We start from the raw sequence: 25,712 nt of genomic DNA on the forward strand, positions 1-25,712 counted from the left end.
AACATGGGCAAATACATTAAGGAAAGTGGGATAAGGAGAAAATAAAGGCGGCAGTATTGACACACTATGCTAGAAATGGGATAGATCTGAAGAACTTTCGATATAATCATTGACATTACATCTGTGGCGTGCTATACTTCAATCTAGATGTAATTATTTATATTACATATCAAACATCCGTTGCAGATTTTAGGGTGAATCCGGTCATCGAATCTAGGGAGGCATTGAACATGGAAGCAAAAGATTATCTTGACTATGTCGCAAATGAAATCCATCGGACGATTGTGGCCACCGTTGATGACGAAGGTCTCCCGGTGACGGCAGCAATCGATATGATGGACAGTGATGAAAATGGATTGTATTTCCTTACGGCAAAAGGCAAAGGCTTTTATGACAGACTGAAGAAACGAGAGTTTCTTGCTCTGACTGCGATGAAGGGTGAGGATACCATGAGCAGTGTGGCTGTATCTATCCGCGGAAAAGTTCGGGAGCTTGGATATGACAAGATCCCGGAATTGTTTGAGAAAAATCCGTATATGCGCGAGATATATCTCACAGAGGAGTCTATGCAGGCTCTGACGGTGTTCCAAATTTATGAGGGCAGCGGTGAGTGGTTCGATCTTTCAAAGAAACCGATTGAACGTGCCTCGTTTACATTCGGAGGAGCAGAGAAAAAGGCAGAGGGTTATTTCATCACAAAGGCATGTATCGGTTGCGGAAGCTGCGCGGTGGTTTGTCCGCAGAATTGCATCATTCAGGACGAAATTCCCTTTGTGATTGAAGAGGAACACTGCCTGCATTGCGGGAATTGTATGACATCGTGTCCTGTAGGTGCAGTGGAAAGAAGGTAATACGATGTATGAGAAAAAGATACAGGATCAGCGACTGGATTACCTCGTTGATGCGTTCAAAAAGGATTCGGTTCAATATAAAGAGTTGGAAACACCCAAAGACACCGAGGGGAAGCGTCGTATCCTGCGGTCGCTTATGAACATCCGAATGCCTCGAAAGATGGATAAGGCGGTTCTTTCTGTGCAGGATGAGTATCTGCAGGAGCGCGTCCGTGAAAACGGAATTGTGGAGCTTGACGATATACCCATGATCCGAGATCGAATGTCCATCTGGCAGGGCGATATTGCGAGGCTGGCCGTAGATGCCATCGTCAATGCCGCCAATTCTCAGATGCTGGGCTGCTTTGTGCCGATGCATACCTGCATTGACAACTGCATCCATACTTTTGCCGGAGTCGAGCTTCGGGCAGAGTGCAGCAGGCAGATGAATCAGTTGCGGCTCAAATACGGCAAAGATTATGAGCAGCCGACAGCTGTCCCCATGCTGACGGATGCCTATAATCTTCCTGCGAAAAAGGTGATTCATGTCGTAGGCCCGATTGTGCGATATGAGTTGACGCCGGAACTTGAGAAGGATCTGGCGGACTGCTACCGGAACACCTTGGATATGTGTCTGGAACATGATTTAAAAAGCGTTGCGTTTTGCTGTATTTCTACAGGTGTATTCCATTTTCCGAACAAGCAGGCGGCAGAGATTGTCGTCAGTACCGTGGACAGCTGGCTCTCACAGCATCCGGGTGCTATGGAAAGGGTGATCTTTAATGTTTTTAAGGACGAGGACAAAACATACTATGAAGAACTCATACGATGAGATGCCGAACGGCTATCAGGAAAGCATCCAGAGAGGACTTGGTGCGGCGCGGTCGTTCAGTGGAAATATGTCATTCGGAACAGGATCTAAAGAGGAACGGATATCCAGATTCAAGAAAGAGATGGAAACGGCAGATGCTATCGTGATCGGAGCGGGGGCCGGACTGTCGACTTCTGCCGGGTTTACCTATAGTGGGGAGCGATTTGAACGGTACTTCTTCGACTTTGCAAGGAAGTACGGCATCCGGGATATGTATTCCGGCGGTTTCTATCCGTTTCCCGATGCAGAGATACGCTGGGCGTGGTGGGCAAGGAATATCTATTGCAATCGATATGTTGATGCGCCGAAACCTGTCTATCAGCAATTGCTTTCACTTGTGAACGATAAGGATTATTTTGTTATTACTACGAATGTGGACCATCAGTTTCAGAGAGCAGGCTTTGATAAAAAGCGCTTGTTCTACACCCAAGGAGACTATGGACTTTTCCAGAGCGTCAATCCATCCATTCAGAGAACTTACGACAATGAGGAATGGGTTATGAAAGCAATGGAGGCACAGGGGTTTGTAAGAGATAGGAATGGGGGCTTTCGGATTCCTGAAACCGGTGAATTGAAGATGAGAATTCCGGCATCACTCATTCCAAAATGCCCGGATGATGGTTCAGATGTTACCATGAATCTTCGCATAGATAATTCCTTTGTCGAGGATGAAGGATGGCACAGATCGTCTGCGGCATATGCGGATTTCCTGCGCAGACACGAATGCCGTCATGTGCTTTATCTGGAACTTGGTGTGGGAGCAAACACTCCTGTCATTATAAAATATCCGTTTTGGCAGATGACTTTGGCAAATGAAAACGCAGTGTACTCCTGCATCAATTACAGAGAAGCATCCTGCCCAATCGAAATTGCAAACAGGAGTATCTGCATGGATGAGGATATTGGTGATGTGTTTGCGAAGGTGAAATGATATGGAACGGGTCGCCATGATTGAGGAAGTATCTTCATCATGCTCAGGCGATATTGTAGGCGTTCGAAATGGTAGTATGGTTCTATTCTGGTGCGTATGGCGGGCTGATCTTCATCTTATGCTTGATGGTTATGCTTGTACGCTAAAATGCTAAAAAGGGGCAGGGGATCGAAATGCATTTCCGTGTCCACCCGAACACGTGAGGCAATATTCTCTTCCACGACCACCTCCATGCCAAGACGGCAGAGGACTTCCCAATCCCATTGGGGACGGCGATGGGTGCTGATAAGCAGCTTATCTTTAATGGCGTTGCACTCGGTTACCAATTCCGGCCTGATAGCAGCGTGGACATCTGTCGGGTCTTTCTTGCTGGAGAAGGTCGTAAGTCCGTAATCGGAATCAAAATTCAGCAACAGGCCGCCTACTTTCAGTACTCGGTTCCACTCGCGATAAGCTTCCATGGTATCGGGCAGAGTCCACGTTAGGTTGCGACTGAGGACGGCATCGAAATGACAGTCAGGAAAAGCCAGCTCTTGAGCGTTCATCTTGTGAAACGCTATCCTACATCCCATAGCAAGAGCATTTTGCTTGGCCTGGCACAGCATATCGGACGACATATCGATGCCTGTCACTCTATGACCGAGTTCTGAGAGCAGGATGGCGAAGAAGCCTGCCCCAGTGCCAATATCCAGAATTTTTAAATTTTTCTCTGCGGGGAGTTTTTCCTTTAGGTAAGCCTGCCAGGCGGGAGCGCAGGGACCGTTCAGCTCCTTTTGGCGGAGCTTACTGAAATCTGTACTGCGTTCATCCCAGTATGCTTCAATCTGCCGATTGAGACGTTCTTCTTTTTCATAGGATGTGCGCTGCTGCTTTGCGTTGCTGTTCATGGGGACTCTCCTTGCGTCTTGTTTCGTCTTGGTATCAGGAATGCATAAATTGATTTATCGATTGATCGTTTCTAGTATACCCAACCTGCCCCAAAATTTTAAGCCCCCCAGGGGGTTTACAATAGAAATGGGGTCTTCTATACTGTTAGACGTTGAGAGGTTATACGGCCACAGAAAAGGAGATTTTCAGATATGGGTTATGCACTGAAGCGTTTTTTGCAGCTCATCCCCATCCTTTTTGGTATTACTTTTCTCTCTTTCCTTCTTATGTATCTGGCGGGTAGCGATGCCGTGACGGAAATGTATACCAATCGGGGAGTAGAGGTGTCCCAGGAGATCATGAATCAAAAAAGGGCTTCTTTGGGATTGGATTTGCCCTTCTGGCAACAGTATGGTAACTGGCTCCTGGGGATGCTTCATGGAGATATGGGGCATAGCTATGTGACAGGAGAGGAGGTTTTTTCTACCTTCCTGCGGAAGCTGCCTGCTACTTTGTTGTTGACAGGTCTTTCCTTGTCACTGACGGTGGCCGTTTCCATGCCCTGCGGTATTTGGGCAGCGGTGCATCAGGATAGGGCTTCAGATTTGTTGCTGCGTTTTACTAGCTTTCTTGGCAATGCCATGCCCAATTTTTTTGTGGCCATGGTGTTGATGGATATTCTAGGTATTGAGCTGGGGATTTTGCCAGTTATTTCCAGCAATATGAATTTAAAAAGCGCCTTACTGCCCGCCTTGACGCTTTCCATAGCCATGTCTGCTAAATACCTGCGGCAGGTACGCTCGGCTGTGCTGGAAGAGTTGGGGAAGGACTATGTACTGGGGGCCAGAGCCAGAGGCATCAGGGAAAGAGTCATTCTCTGGAAAAATGTCATGAAGGCCGCCATGCTGACCATCATAACACTGCTGGCTCTTTCTTTGGGGAGCCTTTTGGGGGGAACCGCTATTATCGAAAGCATCTTTATGTGGGATGGGGTAGGAAAGCTGGCGGTGGATGCCATAAACATGCGGGACTATCCCGTTATACAGGCCTATGTTATGTGGATGGCCATAATATATGTGGGCGTGAACCTTTTGGCAGACCTGCTTTATCACTATTTGGATCCGCGCATACGATTGGGAGTGAGCAGAGAATGACAGAGCAAAGGATACCCACAGTCAGAAAGCAAAAAGTGCGGAAAAAGAATCTGCGGCTGAAGCTGATCCTTTTGGCATGTCTAGCCTTGCTTTTGCTGTTAGCCTCCTTTTTTAGTGAATATCTAACACCCTATGACCCCTATTTTCAGGATCTGACACTGACAAAGGCTCCCCCATCTTCGGAGCACTGGCTTGGCACAGACCGCTATGGGAGAGATATCCTCTCCCGTATCATAGTAGGCAGCAGGACCAGTATTTTCGCTTCTTTGCTTTTGGTGGGCTTCATCGCTGTCTTCGGCAGTTTCATTGGGATTCTCTGCGCCAGGAGTGGGAAATGGCTGGATACATTCTTGATGCGCACAGCGGATCTCTTTCTGGCCTTTCCGGGGCTGGTCTTTGCACTGGCTGTGGCGGCAGTGCTGGGTGGTGGCGTCCACAATGCCATCTTTGCTCTGGCTGCCATCAGCTGGCCTAAATATGCAAGACTTTCCCGCAGTCAGACTTTGACTGTTTCGACACTGCCTTTCATGCAGGCGGCTCGAATGGGGGGATGCAGTTCGTTGCAGCTAGTGTGGAGACACGTGCTTCCCAATATAGCAGGCCCCATATTGGTGACAGCCATGCTGGATATCGGCACTATGATGATGGAACTGGCCGGGCTGTCTTTTCTGGGACTGGGGGCTAAGCCTCCCATCCCGGAGTGGGGTAGCATGATGAGTGAGACACGGAATCTTTTGCCCACACAGCCATGGATTACCTTGGCGCCAGGCTTTGCCATCTTTTTTGCTGTGATGGTCTTTAACCTGCTAGGGGATGCGGTGCGGGATTATCTTGATCCGAAAAACAGGAGATAGGAGGGGAAAGTGGAAACATTACTGAGATATGAGCATGTGGACATCAGTTATGGGGAGAGTGTGGTTATCCATGAGGCGTGTTTCTCTCTGGCAGAGGGGGAAATTCTGGGCATAGTGGGGGAGAGCGGCAGCGGCAAGTCAACTATTTTGAAAGCTGCCATGAACCTGCTGGGCTGGGATGGCTTGGTGACACGCGGGGACATCTGGTACAGAGGAAAGAACTTGCCGGATTTGCCGGTAGAAGAGCAGCGGAAAATTTACGGCCCGGGGCTGGGCATGGTCTTCCAGAATGCTGGCAGCAGCTTTTGCCCCGTCCGTAAGATAGGAGTACAGTTGCAGGAAATGATGGCTGCCCACGGCTGCCAAGATAGGAAATCGGTGAAGGAAAAGGCCATGGATATTTTGGGCAAGTTCGGCTTTGAGGATCCCGGGCGTATTCTGGACAGCTATCCATTCGAACTGTCCGGCGGCATGCAGCAGCGAGTGGGGGTAGCGGCAGCCATGCTTCTGAGACCACGTGTTCTGCTGGCAGACGAGCCGACCTCTGCATTGGATGTGACGGTGCAGAAGCAGGTGATAGAGGAAATGCTGCTGGCCAGGAAACTTTTTGGCACTGCTATCCTATTGGTCACCCACAATATGGGGGTGCTCAGGGCAATGGCGGACAGGATGCTGGTGCTTCATAAGGGAGAAACAGTGGAATATGGCAGAACACAGGAAGTCATGGCTTGTCCTCAGTCAGACTATACCCAAAAGCTTCTGGCAGCTGTGCCGAGGCTGAAAAGATGTTCATGAGTCAATTTTAGACTTGATCTGTTTCAATCTCCATAGGAGGTGGGGTGTTTGGAAGAATTTCTGAGAGCAGAGCATTTGCACAAAGTCTTTTCCTCTGGCGCGAAAAAATTTACGGCTGTGGATGATGTGAGCCTTTCCCTGAAGCAAGGGGAAAAGCTGGCAATCATAGGGGAAAGTGGCAGCGGCAAGACTACGGTGGCTCGGATTATAGCGCGACTGATAGAGCCTGATGGAGGCAGGATTATTCTTGGGGGCAAGGATATCACGAAAGCCAAGGGCAGAGAACTGCGTCAGGTCTATGATGTCATGCAGATGGTTTTTCAAAACCCGGTGGAGAGCTTTGATCCGCGTTGGACACTGGGGGATAGCATCTGCGAGAGATTGATGAACCATGGTTATGCCAGAAAGGAGGCAGATAAGGAATGCAGAAGGCTGCTCTCAATGTGCGGCCTAGAGGAGGATTTTGCCAGGCGTTATCCCTATGAGGTCAGCGGTGGGCAGTGCCAGCGGGCGGCTATTGCCAGAGCCTTGGCGCTTGGGCCCAAACTCCTTATTTTGGACGAAGCCACCTCGGCTCTGGATGTGACGGTGCAGGCAGAAGTACTTTCCCTGCTGGACCGTTTGCATAGGAAACTGTCCATGTCGTATCTTTTTATCTGTCACGATATAGCATTGGTGCAGGATTTCTGCCACAGAGTCATGGTAATGTACCAGGGGAAAGTGGTGGAGGAAGGAACTTGTGACCAAGTGATAAGCAATCCGCAGCAGGAATATACCAAGAGGCTGATTGACAGCGTGTTGCAGTGAAGGTTATGTAAAAATTCAGAAAAAGGATTTAGTAAATTGAAAAAATTAAAAAAACTACAAAAAATCATTTCCCTGGCTTTGGGCATTTGTCTCAGTGCCAGCCTGATGGCAGGTTGTGGCCAGGAACAAGCTACATCGCCCGGAGGGCAGAAAACTTTGGTTATTGGGGACACGACCTTTAACAGTTCCAATGAGGAATCCGATGTGAATCCACACAATGCCTACTCCGGTTGGGCCTGCATCCGTTATGGCATTGGAGAGACTCTGGTGAAATACTCCGATGATATGGCGGTGGAGCCTTGGCTGGCGGTGAAGTGGGAGAATATAGATGAACTCACATGGAAATTCACACTGCGGGATGATGTTACGTTCTCCAGCGGCCGCAGAATGGATGCCGCAGCAGTGAAGGAGTGCGTGGAACATCTCATTGCCAATAACAAACGGGCGGAGCAGGATCTGAAGATTGCCTCCATAGAGGCAGAGGGGCAGGAGCTGACCATCAAAACCAAGGAGCCAAATCCAGCGCTGCTGAACTATCTGGGCGACCCCTACGGCTGTATCGTGGATGTGCAGGCAGGCTTTGATGGGGGGATGGCAAGCGGCACCGGCCCATATATCGCAGAGGACGTGAAGACAGATGATCACCTGATCTTGAAGAAAAATGAACATTATTGGGGAGGGAGTCCAAAGCTGGATAAGATTACCATCCGTACCATCACCGATGGTAATACCCTGTCCAGCGCCCTGCAAGCCGGGGAGGTGCAAGCTGCCTATGGTTTGGCTTATGAAAGCTATCCCCTCTTCAGAAACGACAAATACGTTATTTCTCAGATTCCCACTTCCCGTTGTTTCTTTGGCAAGATGAATTTTGATCCTGATTCCGTGTGCGCCGATCCTGCTGTACGCAAGGCGATTTCTATGGGCATTGACAAGGAGAATTTTGTGACAAAGCTTCTGGATGGCAATGGTTCTCCTGCTTCCGGTGTGTTCCCTGCCGGTCCTGCCTATGGTGGTGACAAGGTGAAATCTGAGGCCTACGACCCAGAGGGAGCCAAAAAGGTGCTGGAGGAGGCCGGCTGGCTGGATACGGACGGAGATGGTATCCGGGAGAAGGCAGGCAGAAAACTGGTGGTGAAGTGGCTTACCTATCCAAGCCGTCAAGAACTGCCCTTGCTGGCAGAGTCTGCGCAGGCCAGCCTGAAGGAAATCGGCATGGATGTGGATATCAACTGCACCGCCGACAACAATCAGGCGGTGAAGGATGTAAAGGGCTGGGATGTCTATGCTATGGCCAATGTCCAAGCCCCGACGGGAGATCCAGAGTATTGGTTCACGGTCTTTGCTACTTCTGATGCCACCAAGAATCAGGGTAAGTATAGAAGCGAGAAACTGGACGCTCTGGAGGCTCAGCTCAGCCGGGAATTTGATCCGGCCAAGCGTGCTCAGCTTGCCATAGATATGCAGCAGGTGATCCTGGATGACCATGCCTTTGTCTTCTGCTCCTTCTTGAAGATGAGCATGATTGCCAAGGCAAATGTGAAGAACTATACATCTCATCCCTGTGACTACTATCAGGTGACAGCGGATCTGGATGTGGAATGACGGACCAAATGAACGCACCCACGCCTATTAGAGGCGGGGGTGCGTTCATTGTTTTGATTTCAATGGGGACTTCGGAATGGAATTCCACAGTGAAGTGGTCGCCAAAGACAGATACGAAAATTCAAAGAAAGAAGGCGTCGCTATGCTGGAGAATTAGAAGTGCGAGGTTGTCCGATATGCACAGCAGGCGGAGAGGCCGCCCTGGCACAAAGGCTTTGGCAGAGTCCGTATTGGAGCCGCTAAAAATCTCCGATGTCGCATTGATGCAGGCGCATGGCGTCGAAAGATATCAAGGTCTACAATCCCGCTTTTGATGTGACAGACCATAGCCTCATCACGGCAATCATCACAGAATATGGGATTGCCCGGGCCCCCTACGATACTTCCCTGCAGGAAATCCGCCAGAAATGTGGAAGATGAATAAACAGAGAAATAAGATGGGGAAGAAGCGATAACAGCGGGAAGAGGATGGTGTATCATGGTCACTTTACGACAATGGACATCGCCGCATCGGACATCTGACCGCGACGTATGCCGTACCAAATCTCAAGGCGAGAAGCCGTGCCTTCCATCAGGCGCTCACGGAATTCGGCTTGTCCGATGCGGTCTCTGATGCGTCCCGAACTCACGACAATCCACCTTGAGAAAAAGCGCATGGGCGGTATTGCCGTCGAGCGTTTGCTGAATCTTATCGCCAATCGCGACCAGCGTCCGCTCAAAATCCGGACAAACTGCTGGCTGGTTGAGCGCCATTCTGTAAGAAGAATCTAACCTCTTCATTGTCTACGAGGCAGGACTGCTCAAATAAAATGAACCGTCAAAGCTCCACTGCTCATGCAGCGGAGCTTTTTTGATGCACATTTTTGGCGCAAGATACTCTCATTGTTTACACCACGAGACGTTGTTGCAGGACTTTTGGCTATACATCTCGAATTTTTTGATTGTTAGAGTAGGTAGGGGTCGTTGTGTTAGGGGATGTGTTTTGTGAAGAATCAACAAGGTCCGATTGTTGTCCAAGGTGCGATGGGCGTGGAGACGCAGCATATCATCGACCAGATGACGGAAGTCCGGGAGGAGCCGTTTGGGCCATTCCGGTGTGCGCGTGGAGTGCTTGAAGGACATGGGCTTGTAGTCTGTGAGACGCAGTGGGGCATGGCCAATGCGTCAGCTTTGGCGGCGCTTGCCATTGCGCGGTATCATCCTCAGGCAATCATCAGCCAGGGAACGGCTGGCGCCCATGATGCATCGCTGTCTGTTTACGACATCGTGCTCGGGGCGCGGACAGCAAATTCTTCTGCCTGGCAGACGTATTATCGCGCGGCTGGCGCGGGAGTCGATTACCGCGGGCTGAAACAGCTCGGTGTCTTTGCTTGGGACAAGGACAGAAGGAAGTTCACGCAGGAAGTCTACCACGAGGGGAATCCTGCTCTGCTTGCTGCTGCCCGTCGTGCTGCTGCAAGGTACGAACATGGCAGGGTAGTCGAGGGAACCATCACGACGTGCGACAGCTGGAACTGTGAAGTGGATCGCATCGATTTCCTGCATGGATTCTATGGCTCATTGGCAGAGGAGATGGAGGGAGATGCTGTCGCGCAGGTCTGCCAATCATTCGATGTGCCATTTCTCGATGTGCGCATCATCTCGAATAGCATCTTGTTGAACCAAGATCCATGGGACCTTGGGACTGGATCTGTATGTCAAGAGTTTGTACTCGCGTTGCTGCGAGAATATTGGCTCGATTTGTCTTGAATTGGAGCACTTTAAGATGTTTTAGATTGGAGGTGTTTTGCATGGGTATGGGTACGGTATTGCTTGTTGTGCTGGTTGTCGGTGCAGCTGTATTCTTGAGGAATCGACCGCAGGGGAGCAAGGCGTCGAAGCCGGTGGAAGGTGTCTCGGCTCGTCCGGAGGAGAAGCGGGATTTGTCGGCAGCACCTATGGAGAAGAAGGTGTATCCGCAGGGGGGATCGCGGACGGCTGTGGCTGGGCCGCGCTTGACGGCGGAGCAGTGCCGGGAATTGGCAAGGATCCATCGACAGAACATGCTAGACCGGCAGCATGACAGCCGCATGGCGGCGGCTGCGGCGGTGGCCGGTGCTGTGGCTGGCGCGGCGCTGATGCATCATCATGATGCGGAGGCACAGCAGGCGCAACTCGACCAGATGGCTGCGGCGCAGCGCGCACAGCAGCAGTTGGACGCGGATGCATACAATGCGGATGACTATGATGCAGATGATGGGGATGGTTACAGCGATGTCGCAGACGACTACGATACAGATGATCAGATCGATGCCACTGAGGATCCCGATGACTATGATGCGGATGACGATGGACTGAGCGACGACGGTATCGATTGGGATGATGACTGGTCGGTCGATGATGACAACGACTATGGGGATGGTCAGTCGGACTACAGTGATTACGGCAATGACGACTACGGCAGCTATGGCGACGATTCGGGTTCTGGCCACGATGATGACTATGGCGGCTACGGTGGAGACGACTACAGTGGCAGCTATGATGGCGGCGATTATGGCGGTGGTGATGACTATGGCGGCGACGACGGCGGATTCTGATGGAGGTGAATCGCATGAATAAGGGTGGTTTCAGCTGGAAGACCTTGCTCGGCATCACGAATGCGAAGCGCCAGTTTGCGCGGCAGACGGGCATCCCGACGACGAAGTCGGGCGTCGAGCGCAAGGTCGGTCGCATGGTGCTCGACTTGCTGTTTGGCAAAAAGAAGAAGGGCTGAGGCAGGATTTCGCGGCTGTCTGGCGAATGTAACTGCAATACGAAATTTACATCGAAGCTAAAGTTCAGTCAGAAAGAAGAATCGCTATGTCAATCGAGAGAGTCCTGTCGTTTTTGGAGCAGAAGGGGATGGCGGACCGCGTCATCACGTTTGAGGCGTCGACGGCGACGGTGGAGCTGGCGGCGCAGGCGCTCGGCGTGGAGCCGGGGCACATCGCCAAGACGATGTCGTTCCTCGTGGACGGCGCGCCGCTGCTCGTCATCCTCGCGGGCGATGTGCGCGTGGACAATCACCGCTTCAAGGAAGCATTCCACAAGAAGGGCCGCATGATCCCGTTCGACCAGGTGGAGTCGCTTGTCGGCCATGCGCCGGGCGGCGTCTGCCCGTTCGCGATCAAAGAGGGGGTGCCGGTCTATCTGGATGAATCGCTGCACCGCTTTGAGACGGTCTATCCCGCTGCAGGTGACGACCACAGCGCCGTGCGCCTGACGCCGGATGAGCTCTACTGCATCATCCCAGCGGCTGGATGGGTCGACATTGCAAAGCAGTGATGCTCACCTGGCGCATCACTGTGCGCGCTGTGCGGAAGAACTCGAGATTCAATGAAAAAAATTTTGTGGACGCGCCGGATTATGCCGTATATTTGCTATGGGGACTGTGGAATCTATGATATAATGAAAGGCATCACAGTCAAGAGAGGGGTAACATTGAATGGAAATGCAAATGGAATTCATCCGTAAGCTGCCTACGCCGCAGGAGCTCATGGAACAGTTTCCGATAGATGATCATGTCAAGAAGATCAAGGTGCAGCGCGACAAGGAAATCGCGGATATCATCACGGGCAGGGACAACCGCTTCCTGCTCGTCATCGGTCCGTGCTCGGCAGATAACGAGGAAGCTGTACTCGACTACGTGCATCGCCTCGTGCCGGTTCAGGAGCAGGTCAAGGATAAGATTTTCATCGTGCCGCGCCTTTACACGAGCAAGCCGCGCACGATCGGCATCGGCTACAAGGGCATGCTGCATCAGCCAGACCCGGAGGGCAAGGAGGATATGCTCGGCGGCATCATCGCAATCCGCGAGATGAACGCGCGCGTCGTGCGTGAGACGGGCTTCACGTGCGCAGAGGAGATCCTCTACCCGGAGATCTACCGCTATCTGTCGGACCTGCTGTCGTATGCGGCCGTCGGCGCGCGCTCGGTTGAGGACCAGTTCCACCGCATGATTGCAAGTGGCATCGGCATCCCGGTCGGCATGAAGAACCCGACGTCGGGTGATATCTCGGTCATGCTCAACTCGATCGAGGCGGCACAGCACTCGCAGGAGTTCCTGTTCCGCGGCTGGGAAGTCCGCACGCAGGGCAACCCGCTGGCGCATGCCATCCTGCGCGGCTATGTCGACAGCTTCGGCAACAGTCTGCCGAACTACCACTACGAGAACCTGCGCTCACTCTGCGAGGCATACCACAAGCGCAATCTCGTGAACCCGGCTGTCATCGTCGACACGAATCATGCGAACTCGGGCAAGAAGTATCTCGAGCAGATCCGCATCGCGAAGGATGTCGTCAACAGCTGCAAGATCTCGTCGGATATCCGCACGCTCGTCAAGGGCCTCATGATTGAGAGTTACATCGAGGACGGCAACCAGAAGATCTGCGAGGGCACGTACGGTAAGTCTATCACGGATCCGTGCCTCGGCTGGGACAAGACGCAGCAGCTCATCTTCGACCTCGCGGAGATGCTCTGATTGCGCTGCTGGCCAATCAGATAACCGAATCAGAGTCAAAAGGAGCCTGCCACAGATCGTGTGGCAGGCTCCTTTTTCTGAGGTGCTTGAACTGAATCAGAATTTGTCGACGAGCTTGTAGCCCTTGCCGCGCAGGAATGTCTCGGCCTCTGGCTCCTGCGTCTTGAAGATGACGACCGGCTGGCTGGCCTGGCGGTCATAGGAGATGTAGAGGTAGTCGAGCGAGACATTGGCCTCTTCAAGGTGTTTGAGGATCGCGTCGAGGCTGCCCGGCGTGTCGCCCATCTCGACGGCGATGACCTTGTCGATGTGGCACTGGTAGCCGGCTTTCTTGAGCTCGGCGAGCGCGCGCTCTGGGTCCGTCAGGACGAGGCGGATGATGCCGAACTCAGCGCTGTCGCTGGCGAGCATGGAGTAGATGTTGACGTCTGCTGCTGCGAGCACAGCCGTCATCTTGCGCAGAGCGCCTTTTGTGTTTTCGGCGAATACAGAAACTTGATTGAGCATAGAGTCGTGATCTCCTTTTGTGAATCTTGAAGTTGATGAACGATGAATATAGCGATTGCTACGATTGCTATGTCCATTCTATCATAACGCCTGCCAGAACGCAAAGGCCTCGCACAGATAAGGTGTAATGTTGTTACATGAAGCTGGCGCGTCCTTCAGGCGAGGAGGTTCAGCAGCACGGTCACGATGGAGGAGTTGACGAAGTCGACGATCAGGGCACCGATCAGCGGGATGACGAAGAAGGCGGTCGGGGCTGGGCCGAAGCGCTCGACCATGACGGACATGTTGGCGATGGCGTTCGGCGTGGCGCCGAGGCCGAAGCCACAGGTGCCCGCTGCCATGACGGCGGCCTCGTAGTTGCGGCCCATGACGCGGAATATCAGGAACTTGGCGAAGAGCGCGAGGAAGAGCACCTGGCTCAGTAGCATGACCATCATCGGGATGGCGAGGTCGGAGAGCTGCCAGAGCTTGAGACTCATGAGGGCACACGAGAGGAAGATGGTCAGGCCGAGGTTGCCGAGGACTTCGCTCTCGCGCTGGTAGATCTTGTAGGCGTGCGTGTAGTCGGAGATGTTGCGGATGATGGCGGCTACGAGCATGGAGCCGATGTAGTTCGGGAAGACGAGGCCGGCGCTGATGAAGAGCTGGCTGATGACGGTGCCGAGGCCCATGGCAATGAGCAGGTGCGCGAGGGCGTTCATGAAGCGGTAGTTGTTGATGCTCTGCCCCGCGCGCTTCTCTTCGTCGATGGCCTTGCGCTCGCCGTGGGCGGCCTTCTTGAGCTTCTCGAGCTCGTCGCTCGTGTTGGCTGGGTCGAGGCGTTCCTCTTCGGCGACGCTCGTGAGGCCGTAGCGGCGCACGAGGAATTCGCCCATCGGGCCGCCGAGCAGGCTGCCGGAGACGAGGCCGAAGGTGGCAGCGGCAAAGGCAATCGTCGTCGCGTTGTCGAGGCCGACGCTCTCAAGGACAGGGCCGAAGGAACCGGATGTGCCGTGTCCGCCGACCATCGGGATGGAGCCCGTCGCGAACCCCATGAGCGGGCTCAGGTCGAAGACGTGCGCCAGGACGATGCCAATGGCGTTCTGGCACAGGATCAGGAGGGCGGTGAGCACGGCCATCTTGGCGACGAGCGAGCCGCCCTTGCGTATCAGGCTGATGCTGGCCGTGTAGCCGATGCTCGTGAAGAAGAGCATCATGAAGACGTTCTGCATGACGGTATCCTGGCGATACGTCCAGATGCCGTTGACGTAGAGGATGTCGTTGAGGATGGCGAAGAGGATGCCGCCAATGACAGGGGCCGGGATGCAGTAGCGGCGCAGGAAGGGAATCTTGAGACGCAGGAGTACGCCGATGTAGTAGACCGCCGTGGCGGCAGCGAGTGTCTGATAGATGTTGAGATCGATGTTCATGATGGGGACTTCCTTTGCTGAGTATTCTTGCTTACGTGTAAATCTGTAACATGGCTATTATCATATCAAAAAATCATTGGAGATACAACACTTTTGTTATAGCTTGCACAAAAGTATTTTGTACTGCCGTGCGAGGCCGCCTTTGGAAATCTATTGCATTACGCGGGGAAAGCATGTATAATAAGTGAGTAATTTTAGTTTGCAAGTGAGGATACGACAGGTATCCCTTTTCTTTTATAGGAGGCAGATTACACAGAATGAGTATGATGACTAATGATAAGCTCCGCAATATCGCGATCATTGCACACGTCGACCACGGCAAGACGACGCTGGTCGATGCCATGCTGAAGCAGAGCCATGTATTCCGCTCGAATGAGCAGGTAGCTGAACGCGTCATGGACTCGGGCGATATCGAGCGCGAGCGCGGCATCACGATTCTCTCGAAGAACACGGCCATCATGTACAACGGCATCAAGATCAACATCGTCGACACCCCGGGCCACGCTGACTTCGGCGGTGAGGTCGAGCGTGTCCTCAACATGGTCGACGGCGTTCTCCTGCTCGTCGATGCATTCGAAGGCCCGATGCCGCAGACGAAGTACGTCCTGCGCAAGGCCCTGGAGCAGAAGCTGAAGCCGATTGTCGTCATCAACAAGATCGATAAGCCGAACCAGCGCGTGGACGACGTCTACGATGAGGTCCTCGAGCTCTTCATGGAACTCGATGCCGATGACGATCAGCTCGACTTCCCGGTCATCTACGCGACGGCTCGCGACGGTATTGCGAAGTACAGCATGGACGATGACAGCACGAACCTCGAGCCGCTGATGGAGACGATTGTCAAGGAAATCCCGGCTCCGCACGGCGATCCGGACGGCCCGCTGCAGATGATGGTCACGACGCTCGAGGCAGATGCCTTCGTCGGCCGCGTCGCCGTCGGCCGCATCAGCCGCGGCACGGCTCGCACGAATCAGAATGTCGTGCTCATCAACGGCGATCAGGAGATCCGCGCGAAGATCGGCAAGGTCTTTGTCTATCAGGGCATGCAGCGCATCGAAGTGCCGGAAGCCAAGATGGGCGAGATCGTCGCACTGACGGGTCTCGGTGATGTCAGCATCGGCTACACGGTCGCTGACGCTGAGAAGCCGGAGGCACTGCCGGCCATCCGCATCGACGAGCCGACACTCTCTATGACGTTCGGTGTCAACACGAGCCCGTTCGCCGGCCGTGAAGGCCAGTTCGTCACGAGCCGCCATCTGCGCGACCGCCTGTTCAAGGAAGTTGAGACGAACGTCGCCATGAAGGTCGAAGAGACGGATTCGCCGGATGTCTTCAAGGTATCGGGTCGCGGCGAGTTGCATCTCTCGATCCTCATCGAGGAGATGCGCCGCGAGGGCTACGAGCTGCAGGTCGGCAAACCGGAAGTCGTCTACAAGACGATCAATGGCCAGCTCTGCGAGCCAATCGAGAACCTGACGGTCGAGGTACCGCAGGAGTACATGGGCGCTGTCATGGAAGGCCTCGGCACGCGCAAGGCTGAGCTCACGAACATGACGGAGACGGCTGGCTACATGCGCCTCGAGTTCACGATCCCGGCGCGCGGCCTCATCGGTTTCCGCTCCGAGCTTTTGACGAGCACGAAGGGCAACGGCATCATGAACCACGTCTTCCACGGCTATGCACCGTACAAGGGTGACATCCCGGGCCGTACGCGCGGCTCCCTCGTCGCCTTCGAGCAGGGTGAGACGACGGGCTACGGCATCTACACGCTGCAGGATCGCGGCACGATGTTCATCGGACCGAACGAGCAGGTCTACGAAGGCATGATTGTCGGCGAGAACTCCCGCGAGAACGATATCGACATCAATCCGTGCAAGAAGAAGAACGTCTCCAACATGCGTACGTCTTCTTCGGATGAGGCCATCCGCCTGACGCCGCCGCGCATCCTTTCGCTCGAGCAGGCCATCGAGTACATCAACAGCGATGAGCTCGTCGAAGTCACGCCGGAGCACATCCGCCTGCGCAAGGCTATCCTCGACCGCACGATCCGCGGCCGCAACGCCAAGAACGCGCGCAAGGGTTGATTCGGCACTTCGCAATAAGAATAAAAATGAGAGAAAACCTGTCGAAAATGAAATTTTTCGGCAGGTTTTTTGCAATTTCTGTCGAAATGTGTTATCATGTCGATAGTTAAATCCAGTTTTGTACACATGTGTGTGTGGATAATATGAATTCAGGTGGAAGGACGAGATGTTATGAGTGGGATGGAGACGATCAAAGGCAAGTTCCAGGGCCTCATCGATGTATTGATGCCGTGGGAAGACGTAGAGGTAGAGGATAGCAAGGAAGCTGCTGGCGAGAAGAAACAGCAGCAGGTTTCGGCTAGGCAGTCTCATGCGGCAGCACAGGAGTACAAAGTCTCGGGCGGCGACTCGATCTATGTCGAGCGCACGGAGGCACAGGAGCCTGCGCCGTCTCTCCGCACCCGCGCGCGCGTGCAGCACCCACAGCTGACGGTCCACACGACGAAGATCCCGGAGCTGCGCGTCCAGATCTACGTGCCGGAGAACTTTGACCAGGTCACGGACATCGCGGACAATCTCAAGGCCGGCAAGGCTGCTGTTGTCAACTACGAGCGCGTTGCTGCTGAAGAGCAGCGCCGCATCTGTGACTTCGTCAACGGTGCCTGCTATATCGTCAACGGCTGCGCAAAGCGCATCTCGGAGCAGATCGTGCTCTACGCACCGGAAGGCGTCGATGTCGCAGAAGCAATGCCGGCAGAACTCAAGGACTGATACTTGATCCAATAGAACCACGGATTCATGCCAGCCTGCCTCAAGGGGCAGGCTGTTTTATGTTGCAGTAGATAAAAGAGAACCAGAACACCAGAAAAGGGGAATTTTGATGAACAAGAACCATGAAGGACAGAACGAGGTGCTCGAGGGCGTGCTCGCGGAGTTTGCCAAGCTGGCTGCTATCCCGCGCAAATCCGGTCACGAGCAGGCTGTCAGTGATTTCCTGAAGTCGTATCTCAGCGAGCTCGGCTTTACGGTCATGCAGGACGAGGCGAACAACATCATCGCGGACAAGAAGGCGACGGCTGGCTTCGAGAAGGCGCCGTTGACCATCCTGCAGGGCCACATGGACATGGTCTGCGTGGCGGAAGAAGGCTATGATTACGATCCGCTCAAGGATCCCATCAAGCTCGTGCGCACGGAGGAGTACCTCTCGGCTGAGGGCACGAGCCTCGGCGCGGACGATGGCATCGGCGTGGCAGAGGCCATCTACATCATGAAGACGGCGAAGGACCACGGCCCGCTGCGCTTGATCGTCACGACAGATGAGGAGCAGAGCATGAAGGGCGCCATCCGCCTCTCGGCAGAGCACCTCAAGGATGCCTCGTTCCTCATCAACTGCGACAGCGAGAATTACGATGAGCTGACAGTTGGCAGCGCGGGCAGCGTCGACCTCGACTTCACGCGCGAGCTGAAGCGCGTGGAGCCGGAGACGTCGGCTGCCTGGCGGCTGGAGGTCAAGGGGCTGCTCGGCGGCCATTCCGGTGAGCGCATCGGCGATGGACGCGGCAATGCCATCCGCACGCTCGCGATGATCCTGACAGCACTGCAGGCGAAAGGCGAGGTCGAGCTCGCATCCTTTGCGGGCGGCAAGGCGCGCAACGCCATCCCGAACGATGCGGCAGCTGTCTTTGTCACGGACATCCCCAAAGAGGAGATGGAAGCGGTCATCAAAGACCAGCAGGAGCGCTTCAAGAAGATGTACGGCAATGTCGAGCCGCAGATCCTCGTGCCGCTGACGAGCGTCGAGGCGCCGCAGCAGGTCCTGACGGCGGGCGATGCAAAGCGCCTGCTGAACCTCCTGACGATCCTGCACACGGGTGTCTACGCGATGTCGACGGTCATCCCGGGGCTCGTCGAGACGAGCGCCAACCTCGGCGTTGTCCGCATGACGGCGGACGAGGTGGAAGTCCAGTTCTTCCCGCGTTCGGCCGTCGACCAGAAGCTCGACGAGTTCCGTCAGTACGCTGAGACGGTCGCAGAGCTCACGGGCTTCACGGCGCACATCGGCACGCAGTCGCCGGGCTGGAAGGAGAACAAGGATAGTCGCCTCGCCAAGATTGTGGCAGAGACGTTTGCCGAGCAGAACGGCAAGCCGATGAAGGTTGAGACGATCCACGCTGGACTCGAGTGCGGCTGGCACTTCCGCAAGAATCCGCAGCTCGACATGGTGTCGATCGGTGTGACGACGAAGGACATCCACAGCCCGAAGGAGCATCTCGTGCTCGCGACGGTCAAGCCGCAGGTCGACCTCATCGTCGAGACACTGCACAAGATTGCCGTGCTTTGAGCCGGTATCTGCCAGCGCTGTGAGACAGATCGGACAGAGATAGACCACATATAGTTGATGCCGCATGGGGAAAGCTCCTCTGTGCGGCATCTTTTCGTCTATGCATCATGATCGATGCAGTATTGCTGTATCTCTGTGGGCTGTGTCGTGGACAAGCGAGCCCATTTTTGATACAATAAAGCATTGATTATGAGATAGACAGCAAAGAAAAGGACGGAAAAGAACGTATGAACATGATAGATGGCAAGCTGCACCGCTATGCGTACCTCCTGGTCTATGGATGCCAGATGAACCAGAGCGATGCAGAGCGCATGATGGGACAGCTCCGCACGATCGGCTATGAGCGGACGGAGTCGATGGAGGAGGCTGACCTCATCCTCATCAACACGTGCTGCGTGCGCGAGACGGCGGAGGACCGCGTCTACGGCAAGATCGGCGAGATCAAGCGCCTCAAGCGCGAGCGCCCGGAGCTGATTTTCGGCATCACGGGCTGCATGGCGCAGAAGGAGGGCGATGCGCTCATCAAGCGCGCGCCGCACATCGACTTCGTGCTCGGCACCAACAAGGTCCACGAGCTCACGCATGTCGTGCAGGAAATCCAGGCGGAGCATGGCCACGTCGTCGACGTCCAGCTCGGCGAGACGGAGCTGCCGGACGATGTGCCGGTCGCACGTGCGGGCAGCCTCTCGGCCTGGGTGCCGATCATGTACGGCTGCAACAACTTCTGCACGTACTGCATCGTGCCGTACGTGCGCGGCCGCGAGCGCAGCCGCCTGCCGGAGGACATCGTGCGCGAGGTCGAGGAAGCCGTGAAGAACGGCTATGAGGAAGTCACGCTGCTCGGTCAGAATGTCAACTCCTATGGCAAGGACCACAAGCTCGCGGATTTCGCGGATCTTCTGAAGATGGTCGACGAGGTGCCGGGCATCCGCCGCGTGCGCTTCATGACGTCGCATCCGAAGGACCTATCCGACAAGGTCATCGCAGCCATACGCGACGGCGAGCATCTCTGTGAGCACATCCATCTGCCGGTCCAGTACGGCAGCAACCGCATCCTCAAGGCGATGAACCGCGTCTACACGGTGGAGTCGTACCGCGACCTCGTGCGCCGCATCCGCGCGGCTATCCCCGAGGTGAGCCTGACGACGGACCTCATTGTCGGCTTCCCGGGCGAGACAGACGAGGACTTCCAGCGGATGCTCGACTTCCTGCGCGAGATCCGCTACGATTCGGCCTACACCTTCATCTACTCGAAGCGGTCGGGCACCCCCGCGGCGACGATGGAGAACCAGGTCGAGGAGTCGGTCAAGAAGGAGCGTTTGAGTGCGCTCATGGCTGTGCAGAACGAGATCAGCCTCGCCATCAACGAGAAACTGCTCGGCAGGACGCTGGAGATCATGGTCGAAGGCCCGAGCAAGAACGATGCATCCGTCTGGATGGGCCGCACGCGCACCAACAAGATCGTCTTGTTCGCGCATGCGGGCGAGAAGCCGGGCGACTTCATCGACGTTCGCATCACGCACCCGCAGACCTGGGTCCTCAAAGGCGAGCGCGTATCATAAGAGAAATGACAGGCGTGCTGGCATCTTGTCAGCACGTCTTTTATCCAGTTTATCCAGTCTATCCAGGAGGTGTAAGTATCGATGGAAATGACGCCGATGATGCAGCAGTATCTCGCGACAAAGGAACAGAATCCGGGCGCGATCCTGTTTTTCCGCTTAGGCGATTTTTATGAGATGTTCTTTGAAGATGCCAAGCTCGTCTCAAAAGAGCTTGGCCTGACGCTGACGAGCCGCAGCAAAGGACAGGATGCGCCGATGTGCGGCGTGCCGTATCATGCAGCCGAGACGTATGTCAACAAGCTCGTCAAGCGCGGCTACAAGGTGGCCATCGCCGAGCAGATCGGCGACCCGAAGGCGAAGGGCCTGACGAAGCGCGAGGTCATCAAGGTCGTGACGCCGGGCACGATCCTCTCGGAGTCGGCCCTGCAGGCGACGCAGAACAACTACATCGCGCTCATCTATGAAGCGGGCGAGAAGATCGTGCTCGCCGGTGCTGATATCTCGACGGGCGAATGCTTCTACGGCATCTACGAGGGCGGCAACCGCCTGCAGATGCTCCTCGATGAACTCTACCGCCTGATGATGCCGGAACTCCTCGTTGTCGGCGAGCCGTCATTTGCAGATGCGCTCAAGGAGTTCGCTGCTCTGCGCCTGCCGCACTGTTCGTTCACGCCGATTGCGGAGATCTCGCACAACGTCGAGGACCGCATCGTCGAGCACTTCGAGGCAGCGCAGCGACCGGCGCAAGAAGAGGCGCAGGAGGCAGTGGCGACGCTGCTCGACTATCTGCACGAGACGGTCCGCACAGACCTCACGCAGCTCAACCAGCTGGCGTACCTCGATGCCTCGGAGAATCTCGTCGTCGACACGTACACGCTGCGCAATCTCGAGATCACGCGCAACCTGCGCGACGGCGGCAAGAAGAACACGCTCTTAGACGTCCTCGACTTCACGGAGACGGCGATGGGCAGCCGCCTCCTGAAGAAGTGGCTCGAGTACCCGCTCTTGAGCATCGCGGGCATCACGCAGCGCCTCGATGCCGTCGAGGAACTCGTCCGTGATTTCTCGCTGCGCGGCGGCGTGCGCGACGGCTGCCGCGAGATCCACGACTTCGAGCGCCTCCTGACGCGCATCGAGGTCGGTACGGCCAATGCGCGCGACCTCATCGCGCTCAAGGTCTCTCTGCGCTGTCTGCCAGGGATCCGCGAGAAGCTGAAGGGGGCAAAGTCCTCGATGCTCAAGCAGGCCGAGGCGAAGGTGGAGACCTTCGATGATCTCGTCGACCTCTTGGAGCGCGCGATTGTCGAGGACCCGGGCATCAGCCTGCGCGAGGGCGGCATCATCAAGACGGGCTACAACGAGGAGCTCGACGAGTACCGCCGCATCTCGCACGACAGCAAGGCGATGCTGCAGGAGATTGAGGAGCGCGAGAAGGAGCAGACGGGCATCAAGGCGCTGAAGATCGGCTACAACAAGGTCTTCGGCTACTACATCGAGGTGCGCCACAGCGGTGCGGACCGCGTGCCGGACCGCTACATCCGCAAGCAGACGCTCGCGAATGCTGAGCGCTACATCACGGAGGAGCTCAAGGAATTCGAGACGAAGATCCTCGGCGCGCAGGAGAAGATCGTCAACATCGAGTACAATCTCTTCACCGATGTGCGCGAAGAAGTCAAGGCGCACCTGACGGAGATCCAGCAGACGGCGCATGAGATTGCGCTCGTCGATGTGCTCGCGAGCCTCGCGGAGGCGGCCAGCACCTACAACTACGTGCGCCCCTCGATGCGGACGGACGGCGTCATCGACATCAAGGACGGCCGCCATCCGCTCGTCGAGCGCATCCTGACGCGCGACCTCTTCGTGCCGAACGACGCGCATCTCGACCACAAGGACTGCGAGATCATGCTGATCACGGGACCGAACATGGCGGGTAAGTCGACGTACATGCGCCAGGTGGCTCTCTTGACGCTCATGGCGCAGATCGGCAGCTTCATCCCCGCGCGCGAGGCCGCCATCTCGCCGGTCGACCGCATCTTCACGCGCATTGGCGCGAGCGACGACCTCGTCAGCGGTCAGAGCACCTTCATGGTCGAGATGAATGAAGTCGCGCAGATCCTCAAGTACGCGACGAAGGACAGCCTTGTCATCCTCGATGAGATTGGCCGCGGCACGAGCACGTTCGACGGCATGAGCATCGCGCGCGCCGTCATCGAGCACATCGAGAAGAAGGTCCACGCCAAGACGCTCTTCGCGACGCACTATCACGAGCTCACGGACCTCGAGGATGATAAGATCAAGAATTTCTGCGTGGCCGTCAAGGAGCGCGGCAACCAAGTCGCCTTCCTGCGGCGCATTGTGCGCGGCGCGGCCGACAAGTCGTACGGCATTCATGTCGCGCGGCTCGCGGGCCTGCCGAAGTCGGTCACGAGCCGCGCCGAGGAGATTCTCGCGATGCTCGAGGCGGAGGCGCCGGACGCAGCGGCCGCTGCCAGAGCGGAGCAGGCGAAAGGCCGTGCGGCAAAGGCCGAGCCTGCTGCACAGGATATGGGCTCTCTCTTTGCCTCGAGCCTCAGCGACACCTTGCTCGCGCTCGATGTCATGACGATGACGCCGCTCGAGGCGATGAATGAGCTCTACCGCCTGCAGGAGCAGGCCAAGAGGGAGGCTGGTAAAGCATGACGATGATCCATGTACTTGACGACAATACCATCAACAAGATCGCGGCTGGCGAAGTCGTGGAGCGGCCGGCGTCTGTCATCAAGGAGCTCGTCGAGAATGCGATGGATGCGGGCGCGACCCGCATCGAGGTCGAGATCATGGCGGGCGGCACGAGCTTCATGCGCGTGACGGACAACGGCCGGGGCATGAGCGCGGAGGACGCGCACCTCGCGATCCTGCGCCATGCGACGAGCAAGATCCGCGAAGTCGGTGACCTCAATACCGTCGGTACGCTGGGCTTCCGCGGCGAGGCCCTGCCGACGATCGCGTCCGTCTCGCGCTTCACGCTCTTGACGCGCCGCGAGGGTGACGACCTCGGCACGCGCGTGACCATCACGGGCGGCAAGGAGCCGGACTTCATCGAGGCGGGCTGCAATATCGGCACGACGGTCAAGGTAGAGGACCTCTTCTTCAATACGCCGGCGCGCAAGAAATTCCTCAAGACGAATCACACGGAGGGCTCGCGCATCAACGATTTCATCGTCAAGCTCGCGCTCTCGCGCCCCGATATCGAGTTCCACTTCATCAACAACAACAAGATGTCTGTCGTGACGCCGGGCACGGGCAATCTCTATGATACCATCCAGGCGATTTACGGGGCCAAGACGGCGGATTCGCTTCTGGCCCTCACGCTCGAGGATGAGGATGTGAAGATCTCAGGCTACATCACAAAGCCGTCGATGCTCAAGAGCAGCCGCGCCTGGCAGACGTACATCGTCAATTCGCGCATCATCCAGAATCGCGCTATTGCCAAGGCTATCGACAATGCCTACAAGTCGCTGATCCCGAAGAGCGGCTTCCCGCTGGCGGTCCTGCGCATCGAAGTGCCGCAGCGCACGATCGATGTCAATGTGCACCCGCAGAAGAGCGAGCTCAAGTTTGAGGACGAGAGCCGCATCTTCAAGGCGGTCTACAAGGCCGTGCTCGATGCCATACGCCCCGCGGGCAGGGGCCTTGGCGAGGTGGCTGCTGTCGTGGAGAAGCCGGAACAGCATGTTGCGATGGAGCCCATGCAGTTCGTGCCGGCGACGGAGCCTCTGTCTGAACCCATCATCCCGCAGTGGCCGCAGGCCGGGAACGCGCATGCCGGCGCCTCGCCGCAGCAGGGGCATCCGGCGAGCGCGGGCAAGCCGAAGACGATTTACGAGGCGGTGCACCGCTCTTCGCCGATTCCCGCCGAGAGCATGGCCGGTTTTTCGGCTGCACAGCAGAGCCTGCGCCGCGAGAAACAGGACACGCTGGACGCACCGGTGACGGAGGGCAGAGTGGCGGAGACAACGCCGCCCATTTCGTCACCGGACGCCTCGGCAGCGCCGTGCAGCGAGGGGGAGTCCCTTCAGTATGAGGGAACGGTCGTACCGATTGGACAGGTTGACCTGACTTACATCATCGCGCAGGATGCCAAGGGCCTCTACATCGTCGACCAGCATGCGGCGCATGAGCGCATTCTTTTTGACAAATTTTCGGCGATGGCGGGGGATATTCCGTCGCAGCAGCTGCTCGTGCACCAGATCCTGAGCTTTGACCAGAAGGAATCCGATCTCGTCGAGGCGCATCAGGAACTCTTTGCCTCGCTCGGCTTCCACATGGAGATGAGCGGTGAGCGGGAGTTCCGCCTCATGGAAGTGCCGGCCGATGTGCCGGTCAGCGAGGCGGAGGACATCATCCGTGAGATCCTGACGGATCTCATGGACATGCACGAGACGACGGCGAAGGAAATCCGCCAGGCCTGCCTCGCGACGACCGCCTGCCGCGCGGCCATCAAGGCCGGTGAGGAATTGAGCTTCCGCCAGATGCAGATTATCCTCGACGCGCTCGCGCACACGGCGTTCCCGTACACCTGCCCGCATGGCCGCCCGACCATCCTGAAGTTCAGCAGTGAAGAGCTGGCCAAGATGTTCAAGCGCACAGGCTTTGGCTTTTGATTTTATATATTTGGAGG

24 protein-coding genes and 1 pseudogene are annotated in these 25,712 nt (G+C 55.8%); 22 read left to right on the forward strand and 3 right to left on the reverse strand.

Annotated features, from left to right (window positions below; genetic code table 11):
- Positions 1 to 230: 230 nt before the first annotated feature.
- The 3 genes from B2X55_RS06630 to B2X55_RS06640 are packed head-to-tail and all read left to right on the forward strand — an operon-like array spanning position 231 to position 2,632.
- Positions 231 to 851: a 4Fe-4S binding protein gene (locus B2X55_RS06630; RefSeq protein WP_286821427.1), complete on the forward strand. Its 621-nt coding sequence runs from the start codon at positions 231 to 233 to the stop codon at positions 849 to 851.
- Between the two features lie 4 nt (positions 852 to 855).
- Positions 856 to 1,662 carry a protein-ADP-ribose hydrolase gene (locus B2X55_RS06635; RefSeq protein WP_286821429.1) on the forward strand — a complete coding sequence of 269 codons (807 nt, stop codon included), beginning with the start codon at positions 856 to 858 and terminating at the stop codon, positions 1,660 to 1,662.
- Entirely contained in the window at positions 1,643 to 2,632 is a 990-nt protein-coding gene (locus B2X55_RS06640) for an SIR2 family NAD-dependent protein deacylase (RefSeq protein ID WP_286821430.1), read from the forward strand. Before B2X55_RS06635 ends, B2X55_RS06640 begins: the two co-directional genes overlap by 20 nt.
- Positions 2,633 to 2,748: 116 nt before the next feature.
- Here B2X55_RS06640 and B2X55_RS06645 read toward each other — a convergent pair whose 3' ends face one another.
- A complete protein-coding gene (locus B2X55_RS06645; protein ID WP_286821431.1) occupies positions 2,749 to 3,519 on the reverse strand; it encodes a class I SAM-dependent methyltransferase in 771 nt (256 codons plus the stop codon).
- 192 nt (positions 3,520 to 3,711) lie between these two features.
- Between B2X55_RS06645 and nikB the strand changes: the two genes are divergently transcribed.
- The 13 genes and pseudogenes from nikB to B2X55_RS06705 all read left to right on the forward strand — a co-directional run bounded on the left by nikB (position 3,712) and on the right by B2X55_RS06705 (position 13,209).
- Positions 3,712 to 4,653: a nickel ABC transporter permease gene (nikB, locus tag B2X55_RS06650; RefSeq protein ID WP_286821432.1), complete on the forward strand. Its 942-nt coding sequence runs from the start codon at positions 3,712 to 3,714 to the stop codon at positions 4,651 to 4,653.
- On the forward strand, positions 4,650 to 5,507 hold the full coding sequence (locus B2X55_RS06655; protein WP_286821433.1) for an ABC transporter permease: 858 nt from the start codon (positions 4,650 to 4,652) through the stop codon (positions 5,505 to 5,507). The genes nikB and B2X55_RS06655 overlap by 4 nt, the downstream gene beginning before the upstream one ends.
- A gap of 9 nt (positions 5,508 to 5,516) precedes the next feature.
- Complete coding sequence (locus tag B2X55_RS06660; RefSeq protein ID WP_286821435.1) at positions 5,517 to 6,302, forward strand: ABC transporter ATP-binding protein; 786 nt, start codon at positions 5,517 to 5,519, stop codon at positions 6,300 to 6,302.
- A gap of 48 nt (positions 6,303 to 6,350) precedes the next feature.
- Complete coding sequence (locus B2X55_RS06665; protein ID WP_286821436.1) at positions 6,351 to 7,109, forward strand: ABC transporter ATP-binding protein; 759 nt, start codon at positions 6,351 to 6,353, stop codon at positions 7,107 to 7,109.
- A 36-nt stretch (positions 7,110 to 7,145) separates the two neighbouring features.
- Complete coding sequence (locus tag B2X55_RS06670) at positions 7,146 to 8,711, forward strand: ABC transporter substrate-binding protein (RefSeq protein ID WP_286821437.1); 1,566 nt, start codon at positions 7,146 to 7,148, stop codon at positions 8,709 to 8,711.
- A gap of 194 nt (positions 8,712 to 8,905) precedes the next feature.
- Positions 8,906 to 8,992 (forward strand): annotated as a pseudogene (locus B2X55_RS10840) (class II aldolase/adducin family protein); the annotation flags it as partial.
- Positions 8,985 to 9,131: a hypothetical protein gene (locus B2X55_RS06675; protein ID WP_286821438.1), complete on the forward strand. Its 147-nt coding sequence runs from the start codon at positions 8,985 to 8,987 to the stop codon at positions 9,129 to 9,131. The pseudogene B2X55_RS10840 and the gene B2X55_RS06675, both read left to right, overlap by 8 nt.
- A 234-nt stretch (positions 9,132 to 9,365) precedes the next feature.
- Positions 9,366 to 9,482, forward strand: coding sequence for a hypothetical protein (locus tag B2X55_RS10880; protein WP_414683489.1), 117 nt, complete (start codon positions 9,366 to 9,368; stop codon positions 9,480 to 9,482).
- A gap of 204 nt (positions 9,483 to 9,686) precedes the next feature.
- Positions 9,687 to 10,460, forward strand: coding sequence for a 5'-methylthioadenosine/S-adenosylhomocysteine nucleosidase (locus B2X55_RS06685; RefSeq protein ID WP_286821441.1), 774 nt, complete (start codon positions 9,687 to 9,689; stop codon positions 10,458 to 10,460).
- Positions 10,461 to 10,501: 41 nt separating this feature from the next.
- Positions 10,502 to 11,287 carry a hypothetical protein gene (locus tag B2X55_RS06690; RefSeq protein ID WP_286821442.1) on the forward strand — a complete coding sequence of 262 codons (786 nt, stop codon included), beginning with the start codon at positions 10,502 to 10,504 and terminating at the stop codon, positions 11,285 to 11,287.
- A 14-nt stretch (positions 11,288 to 11,301) separates the two neighbouring features.
- Positions 11,302 to 11,463 carry a hypothetical protein gene (locus tag B2X55_RS06695; protein ID WP_169737570.1) on the forward strand — a complete coding sequence of 54 codons (162 nt, stop codon included), beginning with the start codon at positions 11,302 to 11,304 and terminating at the stop codon, positions 11,461 to 11,463.
- A gap of 86 nt (positions 11,464 to 11,549) precedes the next feature.
- Positions 11,550 to 12,014, forward strand: a complete 465-nt coding sequence (locus tag B2X55_RS06700; protein ID WP_286821443.1) for a YbaK/EbsC family protein — start codon at positions 11,550 to 11,552, stop codon at positions 12,012 to 12,014.
- 172 nt (positions 12,015 to 12,186) lie between these two features.
- On the forward strand, positions 12,187 to 13,209 hold the full coding sequence (locus B2X55_RS06705) for a 3-deoxy-7-phosphoheptulonate synthase (protein ID WP_286821445.1): 1,023 nt from the start codon (positions 12,187 to 12,189) through the stop codon (positions 13,207 to 13,209).
- 96 nt (positions 13,210 to 13,305) lie between these two features.
- Here the strand turns inward: B2X55_RS06705 and B2X55_RS06710 are convergent, their stop codons facing one another.
- Together B2X55_RS06710 and gltS are read right to left on the reverse strand one after the other, a co-directional pair.
- Positions 13,306 to 13,716 (reverse strand): amino acid-binding protein, encoded by a 411-nt coding sequence (locus B2X55_RS06710; RefSeq protein ID WP_036375165.1) that lies wholly within the window; start codon positions 13,714 to 13,716, stop codon positions 13,306 to 13,308.
- Between the two features lie 155 nt (positions 13,717 to 13,871).
- Positions 13,872 to 15,125: a sodium/glutamate symporter gene (gltS, locus tag B2X55_RS06715; RefSeq protein WP_286821446.1), complete on the reverse strand. Its 1,254-nt coding sequence runs from the start codon at positions 15,123 to 15,125 to the stop codon at positions 13,872 to 13,874.
- A gap of 263 nt (positions 15,126 to 15,388) precedes the next feature.
- Here gltS and typA point away from each other — a divergent pair, with 263 nt between their 5' ends.
- The 6 genes from typA (at position 15,389) to mutL (ending at position 25,695) form a co-directional block, all read left to right on the forward strand.
- Complete coding sequence (gene typA / locus B2X55_RS06720) at positions 15,389 to 17,209, forward strand: translational GTPase TypA (protein ID WP_036375170.1); 1,821 nt, start codon at positions 15,389 to 15,391, stop codon at positions 17,207 to 17,209.
- Between the two features lie 180 nt (positions 17,210 to 17,389).
- Entirely contained in the window at positions 17,390 to 17,920 is a 531-nt protein-coding gene (locus tag B2X55_RS06725) for a cell division protein SepF (protein ID WP_036375173.1), read from the forward strand.
- A 109-nt stretch (positions 17,921 to 18,029) separates the two neighbouring features.
- Entirely contained in the window at positions 18,030 to 19,490 is a 1,461-nt protein-coding gene (gene pepD, locus B2X55_RS06730; protein ID WP_286821448.1) for a beta-Ala-His dipeptidase, read from the forward strand.
- Positions 19,491 to 19,717: 227 nt separating this feature from the next.
- Positions 19,718 to 21,052, forward strand: coding sequence for a tRNA (N6-isopentenyl adenosine(37)-C2)-methylthiotransferase MiaB (gene miaB, locus B2X55_RS06735; RefSeq protein WP_286821449.1), 1,335 nt, complete (start codon positions 19,718 to 19,720; stop codon positions 21,050 to 21,052).
- Positions 21,053 to 21,133: 81 nt separating this feature from the next.
- On the forward strand, positions 21,134 to 23,731 hold the full coding sequence (gene mutS / locus B2X55_RS06740; RefSeq protein WP_286821450.1) for a DNA mismatch repair protein MutS: 2,598 nt from the start codon (positions 21,134 to 21,136) through the stop codon (positions 23,729 to 23,731).
- Entirely contained in the window at positions 23,728 to 25,695 is a 1,968-nt protein-coding gene (gene mutL, locus B2X55_RS06745; protein WP_286821451.1) for a DNA mismatch repair endonuclease MutL, read from the forward strand. Before mutS ends, mutL begins: the two co-directional genes overlap by 4 nt.
- The last annotated feature ends 17 nt before the right edge of the window (positions 25,696 to 25,712 follow it).

Source organism: Mitsuokella sp. UBA4253, assembly GCF_002395285.1.
GTDB lineage: Bacteria > Bacillota > Negativicutes > Selenomonadales > Selenomonadaceae > Mitsuokella > Mitsuokella jalaludinii.

Excerpts from the sequence above, each read along its gene's own strand:
- B2X55_RS06630 (WP_286821427.1), top strand. The coding sequence starts at position 231 with ATGGAAGCAAAAGATTATCTTGACTATGTCGCAAATGAAATCCATCGG.
- B2X55_RS06635 (WP_286821429.1), top strand. The coding sequence starts at position 856 with ATGTATGAGAAAAAGATACAGGATCAGCGACTGGATTACCTCGTTGAT.
- B2X55_RS06640 (WP_286821430.1), top strand. The coding sequence starts at position 1,643 with ATGAAGAACTCATACGATGAGATGCCGAACGGCTATCAGGAAAGCATC.
- B2X55_RS06645 (WP_286821431.1), bottom strand. The coding sequence starts at position 3,519 with ATGAACAGCAACGCAAAGCAGCAGCGCACATCCTATGAAAAAGAAGAA.
- nikB (WP_286821432.1), top strand. The coding sequence starts at position 3,712 with ATGGGTTATGCACTGAAGCGTTTTTTGCAGCTCATCCCCATCCTTTTT.
- B2X55_RS06655 (WP_286821433.1), top strand. The coding sequence starts at position 4,650 with ATGACAGAGCAAAGGATACCCACAGTCAGAAAGCAAAAAGTGCGGAAA.
- B2X55_RS06675 (WP_286821438.1), top strand. The coding sequence starts at position 8,985 with ATGGCGTCGAAAGATATCAAGGTCTACAATCCCGCTTTTGATGTGACA.
- B2X55_RS10880 (WP_414683489.1), top strand. The coding sequence starts at position 9,366 with ATGGGCGGTATTGCCGTCGAGCGTTTGCTGAATCTTATCGCCAATCGC.
- B2X55_RS06685 (WP_286821441.1), top strand. The coding sequence starts at position 9,687 with ATGTGTTTTGTGAAGAATCAACAAGGTCCGATTGTTGTCCAAGGTGCG.
- B2X55_RS06690 (WP_286821442.1), top strand. The coding sequence starts at position 10,502 with ATGGGTATGGGTACGGTATTGCTTGTTGTGCTGGTTGTCGGTGCAGCT.
- B2X55_RS06695 (WP_169737570.1), top strand. The coding sequence starts at position 11,302 with ATGAATAAGGGTGGTTTCAGCTGGAAGACCTTGCTCGGCATCACGAAT.
- B2X55_RS06700 (WP_286821443.1), top strand. The coding sequence starts at position 11,550 with ATGTCAATCGAGAGAGTCCTGTCGTTTTTGGAGCAGAAGGGGATGGCG.
- B2X55_RS06705 (WP_286821445.1), top strand. The coding sequence starts at position 12,187 with ATGGAATTCATCCGTAAGCTGCCTACGCCGCAGGAGCTCATGGAACAG.
- B2X55_RS06710 (WP_036375165.1), bottom strand. The coding sequence starts at position 13,716 with ATGCTCAATCAAGTTTCTGTATTCGCCGAAAACACAAAAGGCGCTCTG.
- gltS (WP_286821446.1), bottom strand. The coding sequence starts at position 15,125 with ATGAACATCGATCTCAACATCTATCAGACACTCGCTGCCGCCACGGCG.
- typA (WP_036375170.1), top strand. The coding sequence starts at position 15,389 with ATGATGACTAATGATAAGCTCCGCAATATCGCGATCATTGCACACGTC.
- B2X55_RS06725 (WP_036375173.1), top strand. The coding sequence starts at position 17,390 with ATGGAGACGATCAAAGGCAAGTTCCAGGGCCTCATCGATGTATTGATG.
- pepD (WP_286821448.1), top strand. The coding sequence starts at position 18,030 with ATGAACAAGAACCATGAAGGACAGAACGAGGTGCTCGAGGGCGTGCTC.
- miaB (WP_286821449.1), top strand. The coding sequence starts at position 19,718 with ATGAACATGATAGATGGCAAGCTGCACCGCTATGCGTACCTCCTGGTC.
- mutS (WP_286821450.1), top strand. The coding sequence starts at position 21,134 with ATGGAAATGACGCCGATGATGCAGCAGTATCTCGCGACAAAGGAACAG.
- mutL (WP_286821451.1), top strand. The coding sequence starts at position 23,728 with ATGACGATGATCCATGTACTTGACGACAATACCATCAACAAGATCGCG.